Here is a 24,759-nt window from a genome sequence, read left to right on the forward strand (position 1 = left end):
CCGGACAGGCGGGACTTTCGACACACGACCGAGTACGGTCGCTCACCGGCCTCCGGGCCGGAGAGCGGTACGAAGCCGGTGCCCCCGTCGCGGGGGCACCGGCTTCGCCGCGTTCCGGGCCCCGTCCGGGACCGGCGCCTCACTTCGGGCCGTACTTGCGCCCCGTCCGCGAGGTCATCTCGCCCAGCAGGTTGCGCGGGGCCACCTTCACCAGCCCCATCAGCGCCTTGTACCGCGCGTCCGGCACCGACACCGACTTGCCGCGCGCCAGGTCGGCGAGGGCGGCGGTCACCAGCTTGTCGGCGTCCAGCCACATCCAGCCCGGGATGTTCCCGGTGCCCATTCCGGCCCGCTGGTGGAACTCCGTCCGCACGAAGCCCGGGCACAGGGCCATCAGCCGCACCCCGGACCCCGCCAGGTCCTTGGCGGCGCCCTGGGTGAACTGGACGACCCACGCCTTCGACGCCCCGTAGGTGCCCCGGGGGACGAACGCCGCGACCGAGGCGACGTTGACGATCCCGCCCCGGCCGCGCTCGCGCATCCCGGCCGCCGCCGCCGAGGTCAGCCGCAGCACGGCCTCGCAGTGGACCTTCAGCATCGTCAGCTCGTCGGCGAGCGAGACCTCCAGATAGCGCCCCTTGTTGCCGAACCCCGCGTTGTTGACGAGGAGCTCGACCGGGTGGTCGCGGTCGCGGAGGCGTTCCTCGACGGCCGCGATCCCGGAGTCCGTGGAGAGGTCGGCGGTGAGCACCGTGGCCTCGATGCCGTGCCGGTCGTGCAGTTCGGTGGCCTGGTCACGCAGCCGCTCGGTGTCGCGTGCCACCAGCACGAGGTTGTGCCCCTGTCCCGCGAGCCGCCGCGCGAACGCGGCGCCGATGCCCGCCGTCGCGCCCGTAATCAGTGCAGTCGTCATGCGCGGCACGTTAGTGGGCGCGCCCCCCTCCCCGCGCACCCGTCCCACCGCCGCGGACGCGCGGGACGCCCGGCCGGCCGACCGCGGCGACCCTGTTTCCGGAGCCGCCCGGCCCCGGAAGGATCTCCGCCGTCAACACGGCGAACCCACCCTTCCCCGGACGGATGGCCGGACGGGTTGTCCCGGCTTTCCCGGGGTAGGTGAGCGGCAGCACCCCGGCAGGGGCCGGTACGTGACGGCAGGTGGCGGCGGACGGCCGCCGAGGCCGGCTGCGGAGAGAGCGCGATCGGGCGCTACGACTCCGTGAAGATCCTCCTCTGGCACGAGGGTGCTTCCTTTGCCTACCTATTACCCTTGTCGCAAGGCCACGCTGTGTGGCCATGGAGGAGTGAAATGAGGAGCAGCAACCCGGTCTTCTCGCGACGGGGGTTCAGCCGCGACAACGGCACCGCGGGGTACGCGACGCCGCAGGCCGGGGCCACCGTCACGGGTGAGAACCCTTACGCACAGGGCACCGCCAATCCCTACGCCACCAACCCCTACGCACAGCAGGCGCCGCCCGGAGTCCGCTCCGGCGCGATGACCATCGACGACGTCGTCAGCCGTACGGCGATGACGCTGGGCACGGTCGTCGTCGGTGCCGTCCTCGGATGGTGGCTCCTGCCGATCGACGAGGCCAACCTCGGCAAGTCCTACGGCATCGCCGTCGGCGCCGCGCTCATCGGCTTCGTCCTGTCGCTGGTCAACTCGTTCAAGCGCAAGCCTTCGCCGCCGCTGATCCTGGCCTACGCCGCGTTCGAGGGCATCTTCCTGGGGGTCGTCAGCAACGTCGTCGACGCCTACGTCAGCCCCGGCGCCGCCATGCAGGCCGTGATCGGCACCATGGCCGTGTTCGGCGGTGTGCTGATCGCGTACCGGGCCCGACTCATCCGGGTGACCCGCCGTTTCCAGGGCTTCGTCATGGGCGCCCTGATCGGCTTCGTGCTGCTGATGGTCGTGAACTCCCTGTTCGCCCTGTTCGGCGGCGGCGACGGCCTCGGATTCCGCAGCGGTGCGCTCGGCGTCGTCTTCGGCATCGTCGCCATCGTGATCGGCGCCTGCGTACTCGCCCTGGACTTCAAGGTGGTCGAGGACGGCATCACCTACGGCGCCCCGCGCGAGGAGGCATGGACGGCCGCCTTCGGCCTCACCGTGACCCTGGTGTGGATCTACATGGAGATGCTGCGGCTGGTCGCGATCCTCAGCGGCGACGACTGACCGGTTCCACCGGATCACCGGTTCCGCTCCCGGACGGCCCGCAGGCACTGCCTGCGGGCCGTCCGCGTTAGGGTCGCGGAGTGCTTGATACAACGCCCTTGATCACCGCCGTGGACCGTTTCGCCGACCGGCTGCGGGCCGCCCCGCAGAGCCGCCTCCAGCAGGGCACCGCCGAGCGGGCGCTGGCGGTGGCACGGGAGCTGAGCGCCCGCGCGCAGCGCGTGGAGCGGCCGGGGCGTGAGCCGTACGTCATGCCGGACGGCGGAATGTTCGGAGCCGGGGACCAGGTGGCCGTCGCCGGCCACGATCTGGCCGTGGCGCTGGAAACGGCCTCGCCCGAGGAACTGGACGAGGCCGTGCGGTACGTGACGGAGGCGGCCGCGGAGGCGTTCGCGTAGGGCCGGAGCCGGAGCCGGAGCCGGAGCCGGAGCCGGAGCCGTTCGCCGGAGCCGTCCGGGCCGCGCCCGCCCGGGGGGATCAGAACGAGGCGATGACGCGGTCCGCGAGGATGTAGACGCTGTCCGCGCCGCAGGAGAAGGTCAGGGCGTAGGCGCCCGAGACGCCCGAGCCGCCGAGCAGCACCGGCTGTTCGCCCGCCCGCAGGGAGTCCGCGAGCCGTTCGGCCGTCTCCCGGTGGCCCGGGGTCATACAGAGCGTGGTGCCGTCGGCGAAGACGTACACGTCCAGGGTGCCGAGCGGACCGGGGCGTACGTCGGTCAGCCCGATGCCCGTGCAGGCGAGCTCCTCCAGGCGGTTCACCGTGCGCTCGTGGTCCGTGACCACCGGCGTGCGCACCGGGACGAAGTCCGGGTGGGACGGGTGTCGGCGGCGGGCGGCGGCCAGCTCAGGGGAGTCGTCCGCGTACTCCGGGGCCCCGGCCGCGGTCCCGGGCTCCTCACCCGGTCCGGCCGCGTCGCGGGAGGCCGCCGCGTCACCGGACTCCGCCGCCTCGGCGAACTCCCGCATCGCGTCGGTCACGCCCGCATCGTCGGGGTGGGCGGGAAGGGGCGGGAAGGCGGCGAACACCGTCTCGTCGGTCTCGTCCGTCTCCTCGGCGAAGGGGAAGGCCAGCGCCTCCAGGCCGGCGAAGTCCGCCTGCCGGGGAAGGAAGTACGGGGCGTCCTCGGCCAGGCCGGCCAGCCCGCCCAGCAGCGACGGGGCGTCGGCCGCGTCGCGGGCCTCCTGCGCCGCCCAGAAGGCGCGCGCCTCGGCCAGTTCGCGCTCCCGCTCATCGGCGAGGGCCTCCGACACGGCCGCGCGTATCTCGTCGGGGGCGGCACCGGTACGGCTCTGCGCCGGAACCGTGCGGGTGTGCTCCCTGTCCCGGGCGAGCTCCTCGCGCAGCTCGGCGACCTGCCGGTGCAGTCCGCGAGCGGTGTGCACGGCAGCGGCGCCCACGGCCGTGGCTGCGGCGGTGGTCAGCAACAGGGCAAACGACATGGCGCTCACTGACATACTCCCGGTCTCTATCGATACCCCCGACTTCCTACATCAGCTTGTCCCGTCCCTCCGCCGACCGTCAGTGCGAAACGTCATGAAAGGGACAGGTCCTTGGTCCCGGTGCTCTCGGTCGGCACCCTCTGACCTGCGGAAACGATGGCTTTTGGGGACGCACATCACATCCTGGGGGAGATTCGGTCACGGTGCGGGCTCGACGGGATTCGCCGGCGCCGCGCGGAGGCAAGCGACGCCGCTTCGGCCCGAGGCCCGAGGCCCGAGGCCTGAGGCCTGAGGCACGAGGCCCAAGGCCTGAGGCACGAGGCCCAAGGCCTGAGGACCGGGGCTCGGGGCGGGTGGGCGTGCGCGCGGGAGCCGGGGCCGGTGGGGCGTACGCGCCGGAGCCGGGCGGAGGGCATCCCCCCGCCCGGCTCCGGCCGCCCGGTGTCCGGGTGGCCCCAGGTCCCCGCGGTCTCAGCTCAGGCGCTCGATGACCATGGCCATGCCCTGGCCGCCGCCGACGCACATGGTCTCCAGTCCGAACTGCTTGTCGTGGAACTGGAGACTGTTGATCAGGGTGCCGGTGATGCGGGCGCCGGTCATGCCGAAGGGGTGACCCACCGCGATGGCCCCGCCGTTGACGTTGACCTTCTCCAGCGGCAGGCCGAGGTCCCGGTAGGAGGGGATGACCTGGGCGGCGAAGGCCTCGTTGAGCTCCGCGAGGTCGATGTCGTCCACGGTGAGGCCGGCGCGCTTCAGCGCCTGCTTGCTGGCCTCGACCGGCCCGTATCCCATGATCTCGGGGGAGAGGCCGGAGACGCCGGTGGAGACGATCCGGGCGAGCGGGGTCAGACCCAGCTCGCGGGCCTTGGTGTCGGACATGATCACGAGGGCCGCCGCGCCGTCGTTGAGCGGGCAGCAGTTGCCGGCGGTGACCAGGCCGTCGGGACGGAAGACCGGCTTCAGCCCTGAGACGCCCTCCAGCGTGACGCCCGCGCGCGGGCCGTCGTCCTTGGAGACGACCGTGCCGTCCGGGGTGGTGACAGGGGTGATCTCGCGCTCCCAGAAACCGTTCTTCAGGGCTTCCTCGGCGAGGTTCTGGGACCGTACGCCGAACTCGTCCATCTCCGCGCGGCTGATGCCCTTGAGGCGGGCGAGGTTCTCGGCGGTCTGTCCCATCGAGATGTACGCGTCCGGGATCAGCCCGTCCTCACGCGGGTCGTGCCAGTCGCTGCCGGACTGCTCGGCACGGGCGGCGGTACGCGCCTCGGCCTCGGCGAAGAGCGGGTTGCGGGTGTCAGGCAGGCTGTCGGAGTTCCCCTTGGCGAAGCGGGAGACCATCTCGACGCCGGCCGAGATGAAGACGTCGCCCTCGCCGGCCTTGATGGCGTGCAGCGCCATGCGGCTGGTCTGGAGCGAGGACGAGCAGTAGCGGGTGACCGTACAGCCCGGCAGGTGGTCCATCCCCATCTGCACGGCGACGACGCGGCCCAGGTTGTTGCCCTGCTCGCCGCCGGGAAGGCCGCAGCCGAGCATCAGGTCGTCGATCTCCCTCGGGTCCAGCTCGGGGATCTTCGCCAGCGCGGTCTGAATGATGGTGGCGGTCAGGTCGTCGGCACGCAGGTCCTTGAGCGACCCCTTGAAGGCGCGGCCGATGGGCGAACGGGCGGCAGAGACGATCACGGCTTCGGGCATCACGCGGCTCCATGGGGACGAGAAGGCTCAACGACGGGACGGCCGTGGCCGGGCGGAACGCGACCGGACGGCCGGGCGGACGGGCCCGCCGGAACCACCGCCGGACGGTGGACCCCGCCGGACCGTTCCGGCATCACTGTCTGGGAAGTTACCCGTACGTCAGGCCGGGGTCACCGGCCTGACCGTGTGATGCGGACCTCTTTTCTAAGCGCTTGCTCAGCCTTCCCGTGCGGTGCTTGCCCGGCTTCCCCGCGGGGCGCCCGCCCGGTCTCTCCGCAGGCCGCCCGCCCGGCTTCCCACAGGCCGGCCGCCGTTCTCCTCAGGGGCGCCGCCGGGCCGCCCGCGCCCGCGCGTCCGCGCTCTTCCCGGGGGTGGCCGGGCCGGAACCGGTGGTACGGGGCGCGGGACCGGTCCCGCCGGCTTCCGGCCCGTCGCGCCCGTCGCGCCGGTCCGGGAGGTCCGGCGCGCGCTCCCCCGGGGACTCCGGGGGCTCCGGGGTTTCCGGGTGCGGGTGGGGTTCCGTGTGCGCGGGCAGACGCCGGCGCCTGCGGTGCTTGAGCAGGGCCCAGGGAGCGCGCGCCCCCGTGACCTCCGTACCGGCCTCCCGGGCCGCCTGCGAGGCCGCCTTCGCCACCGGCAGTATGTCCTCGCGCCGGGAGCCGTCGAGGTGGTCCGTCTCCGGCCAGAGCCCGAGCACCGCGCAGAGCGTCGGCAGCACCGCCATCGACGCGGTGGCGTACCCCTCGGCCGAGGGGTGGTAGTTGTCCGGTCCGAAGAGCTCGCGCGGGTTGGCCTCGAACTCCGGCCCCAGCAGATCGCCCAGCGAGACCGTGCGCCCGCCCTGCTCCACCGCGCCGATCGTCTGGGCCGCGGCCAGCTGCCGGCTGACCCGGCGGGCCAGGTACCGCAGCGGCTGGTAGACCGGCTCGATCGTGCCGAGGTCCGGGCAGGTCGCCACGACCACCTCCGCGCCCGCCGTCCGCAGCCTGCGCACGGCGGTGGTCAGACAGCGCACCGACTGTGTGGCGGGCATCCGGTGGGTGACGTCGTTCGCACCGATCATGATCACGCAGACGTCCGGATACCGCGACGGATCGGCCAGCAACAGCGCCACCTGCCGCTCCAGATCGTCCGACCTGGCCCCCGGAAGGGCCACGTTGCGCATGTCCACCGGCCGCTCGGCGACCGCCGCCAGCCCCGAGGCGAGCAGCGCCCCCGGCGTCTGGCCGGCCCGCCGCACCCCCTGCCCGGCCGCCGTGGAGTCGCCGAGGAGAGCCAGTCGGAGCGGGTCGGAGGGACCGGCGAAGGCGACGCCGTACCGCCCGTCCGCACTCGGTGGAACCGGGGCGATACCGCCGCCCACCTGCCGCTTCGCGAGCTGCACCTCGGCCAGTACGAGGCCGACCGTCGCCGCCCCGATGAGCCCGATGCTGCCGCCGCCGAACGCGGCGCCCGCCGCGATCCGCCGGGCCACTCTTGCCGTCGACACCGTGCGGTCCACCTCCTTCTCGCCACTCAGCCGTACACGTACCTACCTGCCCCGCAGGGGGCTGCGCCCAATCGCTTCGCCCAATGTGGTGCCCGTACGCATACTCTGAGCCGGACCATCTCGGAGATCCCGGAGTACACGGTGAAATTCCACGATTCGATGATCAGTCTTGTCGGCAACACCCCGCTGGTCAGGCTGCGGAGCGTCTCGGCAGGCATTCAGGCGACCGTCCTGGCCAAGGTCGAGTACTTCAACCCCGGCGGCTCGGTGAAGGACCGCATCGCGCTGCGCATGATCGAGGCGGCCGAGCGGAGCGGCGAACTGCGGCCCGGCGGCACCATCGTCGAGCCGACGAGCGGCAACACCGGCGTCGGCCTCGCGATCGTCGCGCAGCAGAAGGGGTACAAGTGCGTCTTCGTCTGCCCGGACAAGGTGTCCACGGACAAGATCAACGTGATGCGCGCGTACGGCGCCGAGGTGGTCGTCTGCCCGACGGCCGTCGATCCCTCGCACCCCGACTCGTACTACAACGTCTCCGACCGGCTGGTCCGTGAGACCCCCGGAGCCTGGAAGCCCGACCAGTACTCCAACCCGAACAACCCGCGTTCCCACTACGAGACCACCGGTCCCGAGCTGTGGGAGCAGACGGAGGGGCGGATCACCCACTTCGTCGCGGGCGTCGGCACCGGCGGCACCATCACCGGAACCGGCCGCTATCTGAAGGAGATCAGCGACGGCGCGGTCACCGTGGTCGGCGCCGACCCGGAGGGCTCGGTCTACTCCGGCGGCTCCGGGCGCCCGTACCTGGTGGAAGGCGTCGGCGAGGACTTCTGGCCGTCCGCCTACGACCGGACCGTCACGGACGAGATCGTCGCCGTCTCGGACAAGGACTCCTTCCAGATGACCCGCCGCCTCGCCAAGGAGGAGGGGCTGCTCGTCGGCGGCTCCTGCGGCATGGCGGTCGTCGCCGCGCTGGAGGTCGCCCGGCGGCTCGGCCCGGACGACGTCGTGGTCGTCCTGCTGCCCGACAGCGGACGCGGCTACCTGAGCAAGATCTTCAACGACGAGTGGATGGCGGACTACGGCTTCCTGGAGGACGCCGGCCCCTCCGCCCGCGTCGACGCGGTGCTCGCCCACAAGGAGGGCCCGATGCCCTCGCTCGTCCACATGCACCCGGACGAGACGGTCGGCCAGGCCATCGAGGTGCTGCGCGAGTACGGCGTCTCCCAGATGCCGATCGTGAAGCCGGGCGCCGGACACCCCGACGTGATGGCCGCCGAGATCGTCGGCTCGGTCGTCGAGCGGGAACTGCTGGACGCCCTGTTCACCAAGCGCGCCCAGCTCACCGACCCGCTGGAGAAGCACATGTCGGAGCCGCTCCCCCAGGTCGGATCGGGCGAACCGGTCGAGGACCTGATGGCCGTGCTCAGCGGTTCCGGCGCGGCCGACGCCGCGATCGTGCTGGTCGAGGGCAAGCCCAAGGGGGTCGTGAGCAGGCAGGATCTCCTCTCCTTCCTGGCCGCGGAGAGCGGCGTCACCGCCTGATACGCCCGCTTCGCGAGAGGCTCGTCGCAGAACTGGTACGAGCGCGTCACGTCGACGCAGCACCCGCTTAACACGGATCAGGCAGATTGGTGGGTGTCGGCAGGGAAACCCGCCGGCACCCGATACGGCGACATGGACTACGGAGCGGCTCCCGGACCTCCACAGTCGCCAGGACGCGAGAACCCGGCCCTGACCCGGACCGCGTCCCTCGCGGGGACCGCCGTCGTCCCGCCCCCCGGGCGACCGGGGGTGCGGCGGTCCCCGCGACATGCTTCAGCCGACGGCCGGCCGGTTCACACCGGCCGGCCGTCGGCGCATCGCGGCCCCGCCCGCGGTCCGGGGCGGGTATCGCCACCACCCGAGCCCCGGCGCACGTACGCCAGGTACGCGCCGCCCACCCGCCGGGCCCGTCCTCCGCCGCGCTCCTGACCGTCCACCGCTCCCCTGTATATGGACATGCAGTCCGCTTGCTGGCTGAATGGACGGGACGGCGCAGATCGCGGCGGCGACGTACGTGCGGAGGCAGGGCATGGGCGGGAGCGGACCCACCCCCGCGGCAGGGCTGCAGCGGCTCTTCGAGGGGCGGCGGCTCACCCCGACCCAACGCCGGATCGCCCACTCCCTGGTACGCCGGGCCGCCGACGCCCCCTTCCTCTCCAGCGTCGAACTCGCCGAGCTGGCCGGGGTCAGCCAGCCCTCCGTCACCCGGTTCGCCGTCGCGCTCGGCTTCGACGGGTACCCCTCGCTCCGCAGGCACCTGCGGGAGGCCGGACCCGCCGACGCGGGCCGGGAGGCCGGCGCCGAGGACCCGTACGCGTACAACGCCTACCAGCAGGCCGTCCACGCCGAGATCGAGAACCTGCGCCACCTCTCCGAGCTGCTCGCCGACCCGGAGCCGGTGGAGCGGGCCGGCCGGCTGCTGGCCGCGTCGACCCCGCTCCCGGTGCTCGGACTGCGCGCCGCGTCCTCGCAGGCCCGGGGGTTCGGCTACTTCGCCGCGAAGGTGCACCCCGACGTCCGGGTGCTCGACGAGGGCGGCTCGATGCTGCGCGACCGCATCGACGCGGCCCGCCGGGCGGGCGCCGAGGTGCTCCTCTGCTTCGCGCTGCCCCGCCACCCGCGAGAGACCCTGGACGCGCTCGGCCACGCCCGGGACCAGGGGCTCACCACGGTGACCGTGGCCGACTCCGTGTTCGCCCCGGTCGCCGCACTCAGCGACCTGCTCATCCCCGCCCCGGTCGGCACCGGCCTCGCCTTCGACACCGCCTGCGCCCCGATGCTGCTCGGCCGGGTCCTGCTGGAGGCCATGTGCGACGGGCTGCCGGACGCACAGGCCCGGCTGGAGTCCTTCGACGCGCGGGCGGCGGCGCGGGGGCTGTTCGTGGAGTAGCGGGGCGGTGCACGGTGATGACGCCGTAGAGCCCCGAACTCGCCTCTCCTCGGGCATGATTCGTCCATGACGACGGGGGCGGGTCCGCAAGCGGACGCGGCGAGCGGTCGGTTGGTCGGCAACAGGTACCAACTGATCGAGCGCCTCGGCACGGGCGGTATGGGAACGGTCTGGAGGGGCCGGGACGTCCTGGTCGAGCGCGAAGTGGCGGTCAAAGAGGCGAACGTCGCCGGCCGGCCCGGTCAGGTCGAGCGCATCCTGCGGGAGGCGCGGGCGGCGGCGCGCGTGAATCATCCGGCCGCCGTGACGGTTCACGACATCGTCATCGAGGACGGCCACCCGTGGATCGTCATGGAGCTGGTGCACGGAGAGTCCCTCGCGGAACTGCTCCGGCGGAAGTCGCCCCTCCCGGAGACCGAGGCAGCACGGATCGCCCTGTCGGTCGCCGAGGCACTGGCCGCCGCGCACGACCGCGGGGTGCTGCACCGCGACGTCAAACCCGCCAACGTCCTTCTCGGTCCCGCAGGACGCGTGGTGCTGACCGACTTCGGTATCGCGCACATCGAGGGTGAGGAGCCGCTGACCCGGACGGGCGAGTTCGTCGGATCGCTCGCCTTCACGGCGCCCGAGCGGATGGAGGGGCACCGGCCCGGCTCCGCTGCGGACCTGTGGTCGCTCGGCGTGCTGATCTTCGTGATGGTGGAGGGGTACTCGCCCTTCCAGCGGGATTCGGTGCCGGCCACCGTCTCGGCGGTGCTGGACGATGATCCGAGGCTGTCGAGGGTCGCCCAGCTGGCCGGCCTCGTCGAGAAGCTGCTGGCCAAGGACCCAGGAGACCGGCCGCCGGTCGAACGGGCGGTCGCCGTACTCGGCGCGGTGGCGGGCGGGAGGCCGGACCGCGTACCGGTGGCGGGGGTCGCCGAAGCCGCTGTGACAGAGGCGCCGGCCGAAGTCGCCGTGACGGAGGCGCCGGCCGAAGCGGCCACGACCGTGGCGCCGGCCGAAGTCGTCATGGCGGAAGAACCCGGCCGGGCCGGCACGCCGGAAGCGACCGGAGTGCCTCGGGGCCGGGGAGGAGCGGCCGGAGAGACCCGAGCGCCGCGTGCCCCCGGGCGGATGCGTCCGTGGTCCGTGGTGGTGCTCACCGTCGTCCTGCTCGGCGCCCTGGCCTGGGGCATCACCCGCCTGACCGGAGACGGCGACGAGGAGCCGGGGCCGGCCGCGCAGCCCACGTCCTCCGCCACGCGAAGTACGGCACCGGAGGACACGGCAGGCCATACGCGTGTCCAAGAGTCCGAGTTCTCGCTCGAGGTGCCCGCGGGATGGAAGCGGCATTCCAGGAACGCCGAGGGACAGTACCGCTACACCGCGGGGGAGTTCGAGTTGATCGTCGGTCCCGGCCGAGACGCCGGGGGAGCCGGAGCCGCCGGGCTCATCGACTATCAGGGAAAGACCGAGCCTGAACTGGCTCCCTTCCGGGAATCGGAGTGGGCGAGCATCTCCGGTCTCGGCCGGACCGAAGTCGACGGTCACCAGGCGGCCAGGGGCGCCTACTCCTGGACGACCGAGGACGGACGGAACATCTACGCGGAGAACCTCGTCGTGCTCGTCGTCGGAGACCGCTACGACATCGTGCAGCTCCGTGGGCCCGAGGGGAATCGCGAGGACATCACCCGGCTTCACGCTCAGGCGGTCGCGTCCTACACGCCGCGCTGACGCTCCCCGCGTCCCGCGGTCGCCCGATTCTCAGACGGGACTCAGATACACCCACTAATCTCCGCGCCCAGAGGAACCGGCCGAGGCGCCGGGAACACGCGGAGAGGGGTACGGACATGGGGCGCGGAGCGCAGTCGTTGGCGAGGGTGGCCGTGATCGTGCGGGCCGGGGCCGCACCCCTGTGGTGGCCGGGGCTCCTGGTGGTCGTCGTGGGGGCGCTCGTCCCCGCCGGGACGGGGCGCCGGATCGGGCTGCTCGCGGGCGCGGCGCTCTTCGTCGTCACGCTCGCCGTGGTGGCGACGGCCGGGGTCAAGCGGTACGCGGAGCTGGGCAAGGGCGCCGCCCGGGCGGGGCGCACCGACGTGCTCCAGGACCGGGCCGTGACGTTGCGCAACTGGCGCCGCGTCCACCGCTGGTGGCTGCTCGGTGCCTTCCTGGTCGCCCTGGGCGCCGGCTTCCTGCTGCCGGGGGCCGGTGGGATGGTGCTGGCCGGGGCGGGCGCGGGGCTGTGGCTGCGGGCGTCGCGCATCGGGCGGCTCGAACAGCGTGAGGACGTCCTCTACTGGGTGCGTACGGACTGGGTGAAGCACGGCCGGCCGGCCGGTAAGCAGGTGAAGGCGTACCGGACGACCGGGCCGGTGGCGGGCGACGCGCGGGCGGGCGGTGCGCGCCGGGTCGCCGTCTGACCCGGGCCGGCCTGTGGCCGGACCTGCGGATGCCGCCGTCCCCTCCGTACGGAAGAGGACGGCGGCATCCGTGTGTCCGGGCCGGGTCCGGCGGTCCTCAGACCTCCAGGTCGGCCTCGATCCGCTTCAGCTGGTGACGGGCCATCGCGAGGTTGGCGCGGTTGGAGTCGAGGACCAGGTAGAGGAAGAGCCCGTTGCTGCCACGGGTCTTGAGCAGCCGGATGAGGTGGTACTGGCCGCTCAGGGTGATCAGGATGTCCTCGATCTCCTCCTTGAGGCCGAGGTGCTCCATGGTGCGCAGCTTGGCGCGGACGACGTCGGTGTTGCCGGCGGCCGCGACTTCGAGATTGAAGTCCTTGCCGCCGCCGAGGGTGCCCAGAGCCATGCCGCTGGTGTAGTCGACGAGAGCGACACCGAGGGTTCCCTCGATGGACGTCATCGCTTCCTTGAGCGCGGTTTCGGTGTTGGCCATGAGTGCTCGTTTCCTTTCCCTGACCGGTCGGGACGACCGGATCCTCTTCTGTGTGATGGTTCTGTTCCTGGCTGTGGAGTGTGGGGGCGCCCCGGCCCGGTCCGGTCGCCCTACACGGGGCGTTGCGGCAGCGCGCGGTTCTGCGGGGGGCGGGCCGGCGGCGGGGGCGGGGTCCGCTCGACGCGGTCCAGGGCGGAGTCGACGAGTTCTCCGACCCGGGCGCTCGCCCTGCGGCCTTCCAGGTGGAGGCGGCCGACGTTGATGCGGTCCTCGGCGAGCAGTGTCAGCACGGCGGAGGAGCCCGCGGCGTACGTCGCGATGTAACCGGACTCGCCCCGGACCAGGAGTTCGCGGAAGCCGGCGCGGCCGGTCGCCTCCGTCATCCGGATCGCGACGCCGAGGGCTGCGGCCGTCAGGGCGGCGACCCCTTCCGCCTCCACGCCCGGGGTGTCGTGGGCCAGCACCAGACCGTCGGTGCTGGCGGCCAGCGCACCGCCGATGAGGGGTACCCGGGCCCGTAGCCGCTGGAGTTCGTCGAGGACGTCCTGCAGTTCAGCCTCGGGCACCATCAGCTGTCTCCTCCCGGCACGCTGTCTGAGCGCGCGTATCACAAGGCCTCCAATGCATCTCGGAGCCGGCGCAGCAGAGCGACGTCCGGGTCGGACGTGACATCGGGGAGCGCGATCCGGCCGGGCGCGGCCGCCCCCGGCAGCACCTGTTTACGGACGGGCTCGACGAGTCCTGCGGCGGCGAGCCTCCGCAGGTCGACCAGCGTGTGGAAGGCCGAACGGCCCAGGACCTGGGCGATGTCGGAGGCCGTCCGCACGCCGTCGACCAGCTCCAGGACGTGCCGCTGGCGCGACGGCACCGGGGCGTCCACGGGGTGCGCGGCGCGTACGAGGGGGGAGCTGTCGGTCAGGGCGTCCGGCCAGATCCGGTCCAGCAGCTCCCGGCGCCGGAGCGTCTCGCGCTCCACGGCGCCCACGGCGACGGGCCGGACGGGCCCGATCCAGTGGGACACGCCGTACCGGAACCTGGTCGGCGTACGCGTGGGGGCGAGGACGAAGAAGGCGGCGTCGTAGAGCGCGCCCAGATGGCACAACTCCAGTGCCCCGCCCGGAACATGACCGCTGTCCACCAGATAGCGGCCGACCCGCCGACCGGCCCCCGCCTGGGCCACCGCGTCCCACCAGCGTTCGTGGCGCAGGGCCCCGCCCGTGGTGAGCAGGACGTCGATTCCGGGGGTGGACGGGCTCTCCGCGTGCACCACCTTGCCGTCGGCGAGGTAGAGCGTGCCTCGGTCGCGCATCAACGCGCCGGTGGCCCGTTCGGCGGCGAGCCGCTGGAGCATCGGCGACAGGACGGCTGCCTGGTCCACCTCGGGGGCCGTCGTCCTGGTGCTCATGCCAGGACCAGCCGCTCGGCCAGCTCGCCGAGGCGTATCCGGGCGAGGGCGAGGTTGCCGTCGGTCCGGTCCAGCCAGAGATGGAGGAAGACGCTGCTGTCGAAGACCGTCTCCACGAAGCGGATCACGTGGTACCCGGTGTGCGTCGTGATGATGACGTCCTCCACCGGAAGTCCGCCGCGGCCGTTCCCGTCCGTCCGCCCGTCGGTGTACGGGCTGAGGGTGAAGGCGGGTTGCTCGGCCGCCATCCGGGCCACCTCGGCGGTCTCCGCGGCGGTGGCCTCGTGGTCGCCGTTGGGCGAGTCACCGATGGTGCCGAGGGCGAGGCCGCTCGTCCAGTCGACGACCGCGGCGCCCCGGGCTCCGGGCAGTCTCATGACTTCGAGCAGGCACTCGTCGATTCCCGGCACCGCGGCTTCCCCTCCAGGCAATGGTGTACGGAGCTGTGAGCCTGAGGCTACGCACCGTGGCCGTTCCTGGATGGCGGTTTGGCATTTTCCAGTGGTACATGCGGTGGGCGGTGTAAGGGAATTGAGGAGAAGGCGTGAGGGAGAAGTCTGACAAAGGGGCGGTTGCGGACGGAAGGCCGGGCGGATGATTGATCGATGTGCTCCGGTTCTCGGCAGTATCCGCCTCTTTATGTCCGGAGGGTGCGCTGATGAAAGTTGTTGGAGTCCGAAAACGCCGATTGGCTTGAACGTTGCAGGGTCCGTCCGACCCGCTTCCGTGTGTCACGTGTCAGCTTTTTCCGGCCGGTTCTCCGTCACGCGCTCCGGCCGGGAACCAGTCGGCCGGTGCTCCTCCGGCGGGCGTCCGCCGCCCCTCCGGCGCTCCTCCTGGGGATGTCCGGCGCCCCCTGCGGCGTCCTCCACCGCTCGGGCCGGCGCGCCCCTGCGTGTGTGTCCGGCGCCCACCGTTGACTAGAACTATTCATCGCATCAGGATGTGAATGGATGAGCCACGGCCGGGACCCCGCAGGCCGGCCGCAGATCTGCCGGGCCCCCGGGCCCGACGGGACGCACGCCGGGAGCACAAGGAGGCGCACCATGTCAGGACCCCGCCCCGTCAGGGCCGCGCGCGGCACCGAACTGAGCACCCTGGGCTGGCAGCAGGAGGCCGCCCTGCGCATGCTCCAGAACAACCTGGACCCCGAGGTCGCCGAACACCCCGACAAGCTGGTCGTCTACGGCGGCACCGGCAAGGCGGCCCGCGACTGGCGCAGTTACGACGCCATGGTCCGTACGCTCCGCACCCTCAAGCAGGACGAGACGATGCTCGTCCAGTCCGGCCGCCCGGTCGGCGTGATGCAGACCCACGAGTGGGCCCCGCGCGTCCTGCTCGCCAACTCCAACCTGGTGGGCGACTGGGCGAACTGGGAGGAGTTCCGCCGTCTGGAGGCGCTCGGCCTCACCATGTACGGCCAGATGACCGCGGGTTCCTGGATCTACATCGGCACCCAGGGCATCCTCCAGGGCACCTACGAGACCTTCGCCGCGGTCGCCGCCAAGAGGTTCGGCGGAACCCTCGCCGGGACCATCACCCTCACCGCCGGACTCGGCGGCATGGGCGGCGCCCAGCCGCTCGCCGTCACCATGAACGACGGCGTCGCGATCTGCGTGGACTGCGACCCGCGCGCCATCGAGCGCCGGATCGAGCACCGCTACCTCGACGTACGGGCGGACAGCGTGGCGCACGCCCTCGCCCTCGCCACCGAGGCCCGCGACGCCCGCAGGCCGCTCTCGATCGGACTTCTCGGGAACGCGGCCGAGATCCTGCCCGAACTGCTCGCCGCCGGCGCGCCCATCGACATCGTCACCGACCAGACCAGCGCCCACGACCCGCTGGCGTACCTGCCGCTCGGCGTCGGGTTCGAGGCGATGGCCGCGTACGCCGCCGAGAAGCCCGCCGACTTCACCCGCAGGGCCCGCGAGTCGATGGCCCGGCACGTGGAGGCGATGGTCGGCTTCATGGACGCCGGAGCCGAGGTCTTCGACTACGGCAACTCGATCCGGGGCGAGGCCAAGCTCGCCGGGTACGAGCGGGCCTTCGACTTCCCCGGCTTCGTCCCCGCCTACATCCGGCCGCTCTTCTGCGAGGGCAAGGGGCCGTTCCGCTGGGCGGCCCTCTCCGGGGAGGCCTCCGACATCCACCGCACCGACCGGGCGATGCTCGACCTCTTCCCGGAGAACGAGTCGCTCCGCCGCTGGATCGAACTCGCCGGTGAACGCGTCCACTTCCAGGGCCTGCCCGCCCGGATCTGCTGGCTCGGCTACGGCGAACGCGACAGGGCGGGGGAACGCTTCAACGACATGGTCGCGAGCGGTGAACTCGCCGCCCCCCTCGTCATCGGCCGTGACCACCTGGACTGCGGCTCGGTGGCCTCCCCGTACCGGGAGACCGAGGCGATGCTCGACGGCTCGGACGCCATCGCCGACTGGCCCCTGCTGAACGCCATGGTCAACGTCGCCTCCGGGGCGTCCTGGGTCTCGATCCACCACGGCGGCGGGGTCGGCATGGGCCGCTCCCTGCACGCCGGGCAGGTCACCGTCGCGGACGGCACCCCGCTGGCCGGGGAGAAGATCCGCCGGGTGCTCACCAACGACCCGGGCATGGGCGTCATCCGCCATGTCGACGCCGGGTACGAAGGTGCCGAACGGGTCGCCGGGGAGAAGCGGGTCCGCGTCCCCATGCGCGAGGGCGACGGTACGGACGTGGGCCCCACGGCCGACGCGGACGCCCCGGAGGAGTCGGCCACCGCGACCGGCCCGGGGGAGTCCGGCACCGCGACCGGCCCGGACGCCCGGTGACCCGCCCGGACAGCGCGTCGTCCTTCCGGGAGATGTGGCGGGAGCTCGCCCCTCTCGGTCGCCACCCCGCCTCCGGCGGCTACCGCCGCTACGCCTGGACGGAGGCCGACGCCGACTGCCGGGCGTGGTTCCGCGACCAGGCGCGGGCGCGCGGGCTCGTCCACGAGACCGACCGCAACGGCAATCAGTGGGCCTGGCTCGGCGATCCCCGGGCGGGGGACGCCGTCGTCACCGGCTCACACCTGGACTCCGTACCGGACGGCGGCGCCTTCGACGGGCCCCTCGGCGTGGTCTCCGCCTTTGCCGCGCTCGACGAACTCCGCCACCGGGGAGCGGAGTTCACCCGGCCGGTGGGGATCGTCAACTTCGGTGACGAGGAGGGCGCCCGCTTCGGACTCGCCTGCACCGGCTCCCGGCTGACGGCCGGCCGGCTCACCCGCGAGCAGGCGCACCGGCTGACCGACGCCGGGGGAACGACCCTGCCCCGCGCGATGGAGGCCGCCGGGTACGACCCCGACGCGATCGGCCCCGACCCCGGACGCCTCGCCCGGATCGGCGCGTTCGTCGAACTCCACGTCGAGCAGGGGCGGTCCCTGGACCGGACCGGCGACCCCGTCGGGATCGCCTCCGCCATCTGGCCGCACGGCCGGTGGCGGTACGACTTCCGGGGCGAGGCCAACCACGCCGGGACCACCCTCCTCGCCGACCGCCGCGACCCGATGCTGCCCTACGCCGAGACCGTCCTCGCCGCCCGCCGGGAGGCCGGACTCGCCGGAGCCCTGGCCACCTTCGGCAAGGTCGCCGTCGAGCCCAACGGGGTCAACGCCGTGCCGTCACTCGTCCGGGGCTGGCTCGACTCGCGCGCCGCCGACGCCGCCACGCTCGACACCGTCACCGAGGCCGTCGAGCGGGCCGCCCGGGAGTACGCAGGACGGGCGGGCGTCGCGCTGGAGGTCGTACGGGAGTCGTTCACGCCCGTGGTCGAGTTCCAGCACGCCCTGCGCGACGAGCTCGCCCGCCTCCTCGGCGACCGCCCGCGTCCCGTGCCGGTCCTCGCCACGGGGGCGGGACACGACGCGGGTATTTTGTCCGCTTCCGTGCCGACCGCCATGCTGTTCGTACGGAACCCCACCGGCGTCTCCCACTCGCCCGCCGAGCACGCCACCGAGCAGGACCGCGCGGCCGGGGTCGCCGCACTCGCCGACGTACTGGAGGGTCTCGCATGCAGGTGACGACGTACTGGCTCTCCCACGCCTGGCTCGGCACCCACGTCGAACCGGGCGTCGCCCTCGACGTCGCGGACGGGCGGATCACCGCCGTCCGCACCGGCGCCGGGACCCCCCCGCCCGGCGCGACCGCGCTGCGCGGACTCACCCTGCCGGGGCTGGCGAACACCCACTCGCACGCCTTCCACCGGGCCCTGCGCTCCACCACGCAGGTGGGCTCCGGGACCTTCTGGACCTGGCGGGAGCGGATGTACCGGATCTCCGCCAAGCTCACCCCGGACAGCTACCACGCCCTCGCCCGCGCCACCTACGCCGAAATGGTCCTCGCGGGCATCACCGCGGTCGGCGAGTTCCACTATCTCCACCACGCTCCCGGCGGCACCCCCTACGACAACCCGAACGCGATGGGCGAGGCGCTGATCGCCGCCGCGGACGAGGCCGGCATCCGCATCACCCTGCTCGACACCGCCTACCTCGCGGCCGGGTTCGGCAAGGAACCCGACCGGCACCAGCTCCGCTTCTCCGACACCACCGCGGACGCCTGGGCGGAACGCGCCGCCGCGCTCCGGGGCGGCGGCCACGCCCTGATCGGCGCCGCCATCCACTCCGTACGGGCCGTCCCGGCCGACCAGCTGGAGACCGTCGCCCAGTGGGCGGCCGACCGCGCCGCCCCGCTCCACGTCCACCTCTCCGAACAGACGGCGGAGAACGAAGCCTGCCTCGCCGCCCACGGCCGGACCCCGGCCGGGCTCCTCGCCGACCACGGTGTCCTCGGCCCCCGCACCACCGGCATCCACCACACCCACCTGACCGACGCGGACGTCGGACTGATCGGCGCCTCCGGAACCGGCACCTGCATGTGCCCCACCACCGAACGGGACCTCGCCGACGGCATCGGCCCCGCGGTCGCCCTGCACCGCGCGGGCTCCCCGGTCTCCCTCGGCAGCGACAGCCACGCCGTGATCGACCTCTTCGAGGAGGCGCGCGCGATGGAGCTCAACGAGCGGGTGCGGACGAACATCCGGGGCCACTGGACGGCCGCCGCCCTGCTCCGCGCGGCTTCCGCGACCGGCCACGCGGCTCTCGGCAGGCCGGAGGGCGGCAGCATCGTCGCCGGAGCCCCGGCCGACCTGACCACCGTGGCCATGGACTCCGTCCGGACCGCGGGGCCGGTGGACCGGCTCGCCGCCGAGGCCGCCGTCTTCGCGGCGACCGCCGCGGACGTACGCCACACCGTGGTGGCGGGGCGTCACCTGGTGCGCGACGGCCGGCACACCCTGATCGAGGACGTGCCCGCCGCGCTCGCCGACGCCATCGCCGCCCTGCGCGACTGAAACCCGGGAGACCGAAACCCGCGCGACTGAACCCAAGCGCGACTGAACCCCCGCGCGACTGAACCCCCACGAGGCCCGACCCGGAACGCGACTGGAGCAGCCCCCGATGACGAGCACCGTCCTCACCCACATCTCCGGCCTGGTCACCAACGACCCCGGCCAGGGAGACGGCACCCCGCTGGGCCTGATCCGGGACGCGGCCGTCGTCGTCGACGGCGACCGCGTCGTCTGGACCGGTGAGTCCCACGCGGCACCGGCCGCCGACCGGGCCGTCGACGCCGGAGGCCGGGCCGTGCTCCCGGGGTTCGTGGACTCCCACTCCCACCTGCTCTTCGCCGGCGACCGCACCGAGGAGTTCAACGCCCGGATGTCCGGGCGCCCGTACTCCGCCGGGGGCATCCGTACCACCGTCGCCGCCACCCGCGCCGCCACCGACGAGGAGCTCGCGGCCGGGCTCGTACGCCATCTCGACGAGGCGCTCCGGCAGGGCACGACCACCTTCGAGACCAAGTCCGGCTACGGCCTCACCGTCGCGGACGAGGCCCGCGCGCTGAGCGTGGCCGCCGGACTCACCGACGAACTCACCTTCCTCGGGGCCCACGTGGTGCCGCCCGAGTACGAGGACGACCCGGCCGGTTACGTCGCTCTGGTCACCGGTCCGATGCTGGACGCCTGCGCCCCGTACGCGAAGTGGATCGACGTCTTCTGCGAGCGGGGCGCCTTCGACGGGGACCAGGCGCGCGCGGTCCTCACCGCGGGGAAGGCCAAGGGACTGCTGCCGAGGGTGCACGCCAACCAGCTCGGCCACGGACCCGGCGTGCGCCTCGCGGTGGAGCTGGACGCGGCCTCCGCCGACCACTGCACCCATCTCGACGACGCGGACGTCGACGCCCTCGCCGCGGGGAACACCGTCGCCACCCTGCTGCCCGGGGCCGAGTTCTCCACCCGTGCCGAATGGCCGGACGCCCGGCGGCTGCTGGACGCGGGCGTCACCGTCGCCCTCTCCACCGACTGCAACCCGGGCTCGTCCTTCACCTCCTCGATGGCGTTCTGCGTCGCCCTCGCCGTACGGGACATGGGCATGACCCCCGACGAGGCGGTGTGGTCCGCCACCGCGGGCGGGGCCGCCGCCCTGCGTCGTACCGACGTCGGCCGGATCGCCGTCGGCGCCCGCGCCGACCTGCTGATGCTCGACGCGCCCAGCCACGTCCACCTCGCCTACCGGCCGGGCGTCCCGCTGGCCGCCGGGGTGTGGCGGCGCGGCGTCCGGGTGGTGTGAGGAGTCGGCCGTCCCGTGGGTGACGCGCGGGTGGCCGCCCGGAAATCCGGACGGCCACCCGCGAGGACTGCTCAGGGCACGATCACTCCTGGACGGTCAGCCCTTCACGGAGCCGGACCAGCGTCCGCGAGAGCAGGCGGGAGACGTGCATCTGGGAGATGCCCAGCTCCTCGCCGATCTCGGACTGGGTGAGGTTGGTGACGAAACGCAGCGAGAGGATCAGGCGGTCGCGCTCGGACAGCGAGGCGATCAGGGGCTTGAGGGACTCGACGAACTCGATCCCCTCCAGCCCGTGGTCCTCGTAGCCGATGCGGTCCGCCAGGGACCCCTCGCTCTCGTGGTCGTCGTACTGGGCGTCCAGCGAGCCCGCGCTGTAGGCGTTGCTCGCCGTCAGGCCCTCCGTGACCTCTTCGCGGGTCAGCCCGAGGTGCTCGGCGAGTTCGCCGGAGGTCGGTGCCCGGTCCAGCCGCTGCGACAGTTCGTCGCCCGCCTTGGCCAGGTCGATCCGCAGCTCCTGGAGGCGGCGCGGCACGCGCACGGCCCAGCTGGTGTCGCGGAAGAATCGCTTGATCTCGCCGATGATCGTCGGCATGGCGAAGGTCGGGAACTCGACGCCCCGGCTCAGCTCGAACCGGTCGATCGCCTTGATCAGCCCGATGGTGCCGACCTGGACGATGTCCTCCATCGGTTCGCTGCGGGTACGGAACCGCGAGGCGGCGAACCTGACGATGGCGAGGTTCAGCTCGACCAGGGTGTTGCGTACGTACGCGTGGGCGTGGGTGCCCTCCTCCAGGGTGTCGAGCCGCTCGAAGAGCGTCTTCGACAGCGCGCGGGCGTCGAGCGCTCCGACGGTCGCGGGGGAGGGGATCTCGGGAAGTCCTTCGAGACCTTCGAGGCCGTCGCCGATGGGGGCCTCTTCGCCGGTGGGGGCCTTCTCGCCGGTGGGGGCGGCGGAGGTGGTGCCTCCGGCGGCGTCGCCGTCGGAGTTTCCGCGTGGGCCGGGCAGGGCGCCGGCGGCGGGGGAGTCGGAATTGGTCGGTCCCTGAGGACATGCCGACGCCGCGTCGTGGGTACGCGAACCGTCGAGCCGGGGTGACATGGTTCTCCTCCAGTGTCTCGGCATAGGACTGCCGAAGCCGTTCAGTGCTGCTGCGGTGAAGCGGCGCCTCCGAAGCCGGTAAGGGGTGGATGAAGCAGGTGTCCCTCTACCCTTACCTGCTCGGCGGCGGGAGTGACAAGCTCCAATTACGCGTTATGTCCGGTTTGTTGAGATCTCCCGCTACCGCGAGAGGGACGGAACGCGTAATGTTTCCCGCATGTCCGGCAGGTGTGCGGACATCAGGAATGTGGGCGGCGCTCACGCCGCACAAGGCCCCACTGACCAACGGTGAAGAGGGACGGCATGGACCGCGGGACGGTCGGCAGTACGAACCGGGGAAGACTTCAGGTCGAGACCCGGACGGAGGGCGGCAGCGAGATCGTGACGCCGGTGGGTGAGCTCGATCACCACACCGCCGATTTGCTGCGCGAACCTCTGGAGAACGCTGTCGAGCAGGGCCGGGTGCGCCTGGTCGTCGACTGCTCCGGGCTCGAGTTCTGCGACTCCACCGGGCTGAACGTCCTGCTCGGCGCGCGACTCCAGGCGGAGGAGGCCGGCGGGGAGGTCCACCTGGCCGGCATGCGGCCCGTCGTCGCCAGGGTCTTCGAGATCACCGGCGCCGAGGCGGTCTTCACCGTCCACGACACGGTCCAAGACGCCCTGGACACCTGAGGTGCCCCTCTCTCCGCACCTCCGGCGGACCCGTGTGTCCCACGCGTCACGCGATCCCCTCGCCGGAGCGGGTGTTGTGGAGGTCCCGCCGGGCAGGAGAAGATCCGACGGCCCCGCAGGAGCCCGCACCCAAGAATCTGACCTGTATCTTTTCGATGGCGACACGGTGAATCGGTGAGGTGAAGCGCTGATGAGCACCACCCGGCAGCATCCGCCGGGCGGCCTCGGCCGCGAGCCGGACGGAGCGGACACGTCCGCGGCCGTCCCGGCCGACCGGCAGTGGCGCACCCTTACTCTGCGCGAGGCCACCGGCATCGTCCCGATGGCCCGTGACTTCGCACGCCAGGCCCTGCACGAATGGGGCTGGCTGCCGGCCGAGGGCGCCGACCGCCGCGCCGCCGCCGAGGACGTCCTGCTGGTCGTCTCCGAGCTGGTCACCAACGCCTGCCTGCACGCCGGCGGGCCGGAGGAGCTCCGGATCGGAGCCACCTCCAAGGTGCTGCGGATCGAGGTCACCGACAACGGGGCCGGACAGCCCGCCCCCCGCACCCCGCACCGGGCCGGACGGCCCGGCGGTCACGGCATGTTCATCGTGCAGCGGCTCTGCCTCGACTGGGGCGTGCTGCGCGCCCCGGACGCACCCGGCAAGACCGTCTGGGCGGAGCTGGCCGCACCCGCGTAGCAGGGACTCCCGCCCACGGCGGGACGTCGTCGCGGAGACGGACGGCGGGACGTACGCACGGAAACGACGGAGGGCCGCCGCACCGATCACTCGGTGCGGCGGCCCTCCGTCGTGCCGGGGCGGTACGCGTCAGTGCACGTCGCCCATGAGCTTCTTCACCTTGCCGCGGTACATGAAGACCGCGACGCCCGCGAGGACCGCGAGCGCGGCCTGCAGGGTGACGATGCCGGTGCCGTTGAGGTCCACGCCCGCGATGGAGAGCAGACCGGTGGTGCAGTCGCCCGCGGTGACCGCGAGGAACCAGACACCCATCATCTGGCTGGCGTACTTGGCCGGAGCCATCTTCGTGGTGACCGAGAGGCCGACCGGGGAGAGCGTCAGCTCACCGACGGTCTGCACGAAGTAGATCGCGACCAGCCACATCGCGGCGGCCTGGTGGCCGTCGGTGGCGATGGTCAGCGGCGCCAGGAAGAGGAAGAACGACGCACCGACCAGCACCAGGCCGGAGCTGAACTTCACGATCGTGCTGGGCTCCTTGCCGCGGCGGTTCAGCGCCATCCAGAAGGTGGCGAAGACCGGGGCCAGGGCCATGATCAGGACCGGGTTGACCGACTGGTACCAGGAGACCGGGAACTCCCAGCCGAACACCGTGTTCCGCGCCGACGACTCGGCGAAGATCGCCATCGTCGAGCCGCCCTGGTCGTAGATCATCCAGAAGAGTGCGGCGGCGACGAAGAACCAGATGTAGCCGGAGACCTTCGACTGCTCGGTGGCGCTCAGGTCCTTGTCGCGCTTGATGCGCGCCAGGACCATCACCGGGATGACCAGACCGGCCACCGTGATCGGGACCAGCAGCCAGTTCAGCGTGTAGACGCCGGTGGCGACCGTGATGATGTAGAAGACGGCGGCGATCGCCAGCCAGATCATCGACTTGCGCAGCGTGGAGGCGCGCTCCTTGGCCGAGAGGGGCTTCGGGGTCTCGAAGCTGCGCGCGTCCAGGTGGCGGCTGCCCAGCATGAACTGGAGGAGACCCAGTCCCATGCCGACGGCGGCCAGGGCGAAGCCGAGGTGCCAGTTGACGTTCTCTCCGACGGTGCCGATCGCCAGCGGGGCGGCGAATCCACCGAGGTTGATGCCCATGTAAAAGATCGTGAAGCCACCGTCGCGGCGCGGGTCGTCCGGGCCGTCGTAGAGGTGGCCGACCATCGTCGAGATGTTGGACTTCAGCAGGCCCGACCCGATGGCCACGAGACCGAGGCCGGCGAAGAACGTGCCCTCGGACGGCAGGGCCAGTACGAGGTGACCGACCATGATCACCGCGCCGGCGACGGCCACGGTTTTGCGCGGACCCCAGACCCGGTCGCCGAACCAGCCGCCGGGCATGGCCAGCAGGTAGACGAGCGACAGGTAGACCGAGTAGATCGCCGTCGCCGTGGCCGGGTTCATGTGGAGCCCGTTGGGAGCGATCAGGTAAAGGGGGAGCAGGGCCCTCATGCCGTAGTAGGAGAAACGCTCCCACATCTCGGTCATGAAGAGCGTGGCCAGGCCGCGGGGGTGGCCGAAGAAGGTCGCCCCGCCGGTCTGGCCGGCGGTTTCCTTCGTCAGGCTGGACGCCATGGTCGATCCTTGCTGATGGGGACGTGTCACCGCCGTGA

At 72.4% G+C, this 24,759-nt stretch carries 22 protein-coding genes; 12 read left to right on the plus strand and 10 right to left on the minus strand.

Going from position 1 to position 24,759, the window contains the following annotated elements; translation table 11 throughout:
* Positions 1-139 precede the first annotated feature (139 nt).
* Positions 140-913, minus strand: a complete 774-nt coding sequence (locus OHT52_RS18635) for an SDR family NAD(P)-dependent oxidoreductase (protein ID WP_328721323.1) — start codon at positions 911-913, stop codon at positions 140-142.
* A 393-nt stretch (positions 914-1,306) separates the two neighbouring features.
* On the opposite strand from OHT52_RS18635, the gene OHT52_RS18640 reads away from it, so the two are divergent.
* On the plus strand, positions 1,307-2,170 hold the full coding sequence (locus OHT52_RS18640; RefSeq protein ID WP_328721324.1) for a Bax inhibitor-1/YccA family protein: 864 nt from the start codon (positions 1,307-1,309) through the stop codon (positions 2,168-2,170).
* Between the two features lie 80 nt (positions 2,171-2,250).
* Complete coding sequence (locus OHT52_RS18645; RefSeq protein ID WP_328721325.1) at positions 2,251-2,568, plus strand: hypothetical protein; 318 nt, start codon at positions 2,251-2,253, stop codon at positions 2,566-2,568.
* 79 nt (positions 2,569-2,647) lie between these two features.
* On the opposite strand, the gene OHT52_RS18650 is transcribed toward OHT52_RS18645, so the two are convergent.
* The 3 genes from OHT52_RS18650 to OHT52_RS18660 all read right to left on the minus strand — a co-directional run bounded on the left by OHT52_RS18650 (position 2,648) and on the right by OHT52_RS18660 (position 6,776).
* The gene (locus OHT52_RS18650) at positions 2,648-3,610 is read right to left on the minus strand and encodes a hypothetical protein (RefSeq protein ID WP_328721326.1); all 963 of its coding nucleotides are present in this window, start codon (positions 3,608-3,610) and stop codon (positions 2,648-2,650) included.
* Between the two features lie 471 nt (positions 3,611-4,081).
* A complete protein-coding gene (locus OHT52_RS18655) occupies positions 4,082-5,302 on the minus strand; it encodes an acetyl-CoA C-acetyltransferase (protein WP_328721327.1) in 1,221 nt (406 codons plus the stop codon).
* Positions 5,303-5,621: 319 nt separating this feature from the next.
* Entirely contained in the window at positions 5,622-6,776 is a 1,155-nt protein-coding gene (locus OHT52_RS18660) for an SGNH/GDSL hydrolase family protein (protein WP_328723799.1), read from the minus strand.
* 156 nt (positions 6,777-6,932) lie between these two features.
* On the opposite strand from OHT52_RS18660, the gene OHT52_RS18665 reads away from it, so the two are divergent.
* The 4 genes from OHT52_RS18665 to OHT52_RS18680 all read left to right on the plus strand — a co-directional run bounded on the left by OHT52_RS18665 (position 6,933) and on the right by OHT52_RS18680 (position 12,128).
* Positions 6,933-8,336 carry a cystathionine beta-synthase gene (locus tag OHT52_RS18665; RefSeq protein ID WP_328721328.1) on the plus strand — a complete coding sequence of 468 codons (1,404 nt, stop codon included), beginning with the start codon at positions 6,933-6,935 and terminating at the stop codon, positions 8,334-8,336.
* 562 nt (positions 8,337-8,898) lie between these two features.
* On the plus strand, positions 8,899-9,726 hold the full coding sequence (locus OHT52_RS18670) for a MurR/RpiR family transcriptional regulator (RefSeq protein ID WP_328723800.1): 828 nt from the start codon (positions 8,899-8,901) through the stop codon (positions 9,724-9,726).
* Between the two features lie 66 nt (positions 9,727-9,792).
* A complete protein-coding gene (locus OHT52_RS18675; protein ID WP_328721329.1) occupies positions 9,793-11,442 on the plus strand; it encodes a serine/threonine-protein kinase in 1,650 nt (549 codons plus the stop codon).
* 116 nt (positions 11,443-11,558) lie between these two features.
* A complete protein-coding gene (locus OHT52_RS18680) occupies positions 11,559-12,128 on the plus strand; it encodes a hypothetical protein (RefSeq protein ID WP_328721330.1) in 570 nt (189 codons plus the stop codon).
* A gap of 97 nt (positions 12,129-12,225) precedes the next feature.
* On the opposite strand, the gene OHT52_RS18685 is transcribed toward OHT52_RS18680, so the two are convergent.
* The 4 genes from OHT52_RS18685 to OHT52_RS18700 form a co-directional block, all read right to left on the minus strand.
* Positions 12,226-12,600, minus strand: coding sequence for a hypothetical protein (locus tag OHT52_RS18685; RefSeq protein ID WP_328721331.1), 375 nt, complete (start codon positions 12,598-12,600; stop codon positions 12,226-12,228).
* Between the two features lie 110 nt (positions 12,601-12,710).
* Complete coding sequence (locus tag OHT52_RS18690; RefSeq protein ID WP_328721332.1) at positions 12,711-13,169, minus strand: roadblock/LC7 domain-containing protein; 459 nt, start codon at positions 13,167-13,169, stop codon at positions 12,711-12,713.
* 38 nt (positions 13,170-13,207) lie between these two features.
* A complete protein-coding gene (locus tag OHT52_RS18695; RefSeq protein ID WP_328721333.1) occupies positions 13,208-14,005 on the minus strand; it encodes a transcriptional regulator in 798 nt (265 codons plus the stop codon).
* Positions 14,002-14,415: a hypothetical protein gene (locus tag OHT52_RS18700; RefSeq protein WP_328721334.1), complete on the minus strand. Its 414-nt coding sequence runs from the start codon at positions 14,413-14,415 to the stop codon at positions 14,002-14,004. Before OHT52_RS18700 ends, OHT52_RS18695 begins: the two co-directional genes overlap by 4 nt.
* A 636-nt stretch (positions 14,416-15,051) precedes the next feature.
* Between OHT52_RS18700 and hutU the strand changes: the two genes are divergently transcribed.
* From hutU to hutI, 4 genes are all read left to right on the plus strand, one after another.
* Positions 15,052-16,812: a urocanate hydratase gene (hutU, locus tag OHT52_RS18705; protein ID WP_328721335.1), complete on the plus strand. Its 1,761-nt coding sequence runs from the start codon at positions 15,052-15,054 to the stop codon at positions 16,810-16,812.
* Positions 16,813-16,844: 32 nt separating this feature from the next.
* Positions 16,845-18,044 carry an allantoate amidohydrolase gene (locus OHT52_RS18710; protein WP_328723801.1) on the plus strand — a complete coding sequence of 400 codons (1,200 nt, stop codon included), beginning with the start codon at positions 16,845-16,847 and terminating at the stop codon, positions 18,042-18,044.
* On the plus strand, positions 18,035-19,372 hold the full coding sequence (locus OHT52_RS18715) for a formimidoylglutamate deiminase (protein ID WP_328721336.1): 1,338 nt from the start codon (positions 18,035-18,037) through the stop codon (positions 19,370-19,372). The genes OHT52_RS18710 and OHT52_RS18715 overlap by 10 nt, the downstream gene beginning before the upstream one ends.
* A gap of 106 nt (positions 19,373-19,478) precedes the next feature.
* Positions 19,479-20,651, plus strand: a complete 1,173-nt coding sequence (hutI, locus tag OHT52_RS18720) for an imidazolonepropionase (RefSeq protein ID WP_328721337.1) — start codon at positions 19,479-19,481, stop codon at positions 20,649-20,651.
* Positions 20,652-20,733: 82 nt separating this feature from the next.
* On the opposite strand, the gene OHT52_RS18725 is transcribed toward hutI, so the two are convergent.
* Positions 20,734-21,750 carry an RNA polymerase sigma factor SigF gene (locus tag OHT52_RS18725; protein ID WP_328721338.1) on the minus strand — a complete coding sequence of 339 codons (1,017 nt, stop codon included), beginning with the start codon at positions 21,748-21,750 and terminating at the stop codon, positions 20,734-20,736.
* Positions 21,751-22,053: 303 nt separating this feature from the next.
* Here OHT52_RS18725 and OHT52_RS18730 point away from each other — a divergent pair, with 303 nt between their 5' ends.
* Together OHT52_RS18730 and OHT52_RS18735 are read left to right on the plus strand one after the other, a co-directional pair.
* Positions 22,054-22,422, plus strand: coding sequence for an STAS domain-containing protein (locus OHT52_RS18730; RefSeq protein ID WP_328721339.1), 369 nt, complete (start codon positions 22,054-22,056; stop codon positions 22,420-22,422).
* 190 nt (positions 22,423-22,612) lie between these two features.
* Positions 22,613-23,104 (plus strand): ATP-binding protein, encoded by a 492-nt coding sequence (locus OHT52_RS18735; RefSeq protein ID WP_328721340.1) that lies wholly within the window; start codon positions 22,613-22,615, stop codon positions 23,102-23,104.
* Between the two features lie 129 nt (positions 23,105-23,233).
* On the opposite strand, the gene OHT52_RS18740 is transcribed toward OHT52_RS18735, so the two are convergent.
* Positions 23,234-24,721 (minus strand): oligopeptide:H+ symporter, encoded by a 1,488-nt coding sequence (locus OHT52_RS18740; protein WP_328721341.1) that lies wholly within the window; start codon positions 24,719-24,721, stop codon positions 23,234-23,236.
* Positions 24,722-24,759: the final 38 nt, after the last annotated feature.

The sequence above is a fragment of the Streptomyces sp. NBC_00247 genome (assembly GCF_036188265.1).
Taxonomy (GTDB): domain Bacteria; phylum Actinomycetota; class Actinomycetes; order Streptomycetales; family Streptomycetaceae; genus Streptomyces.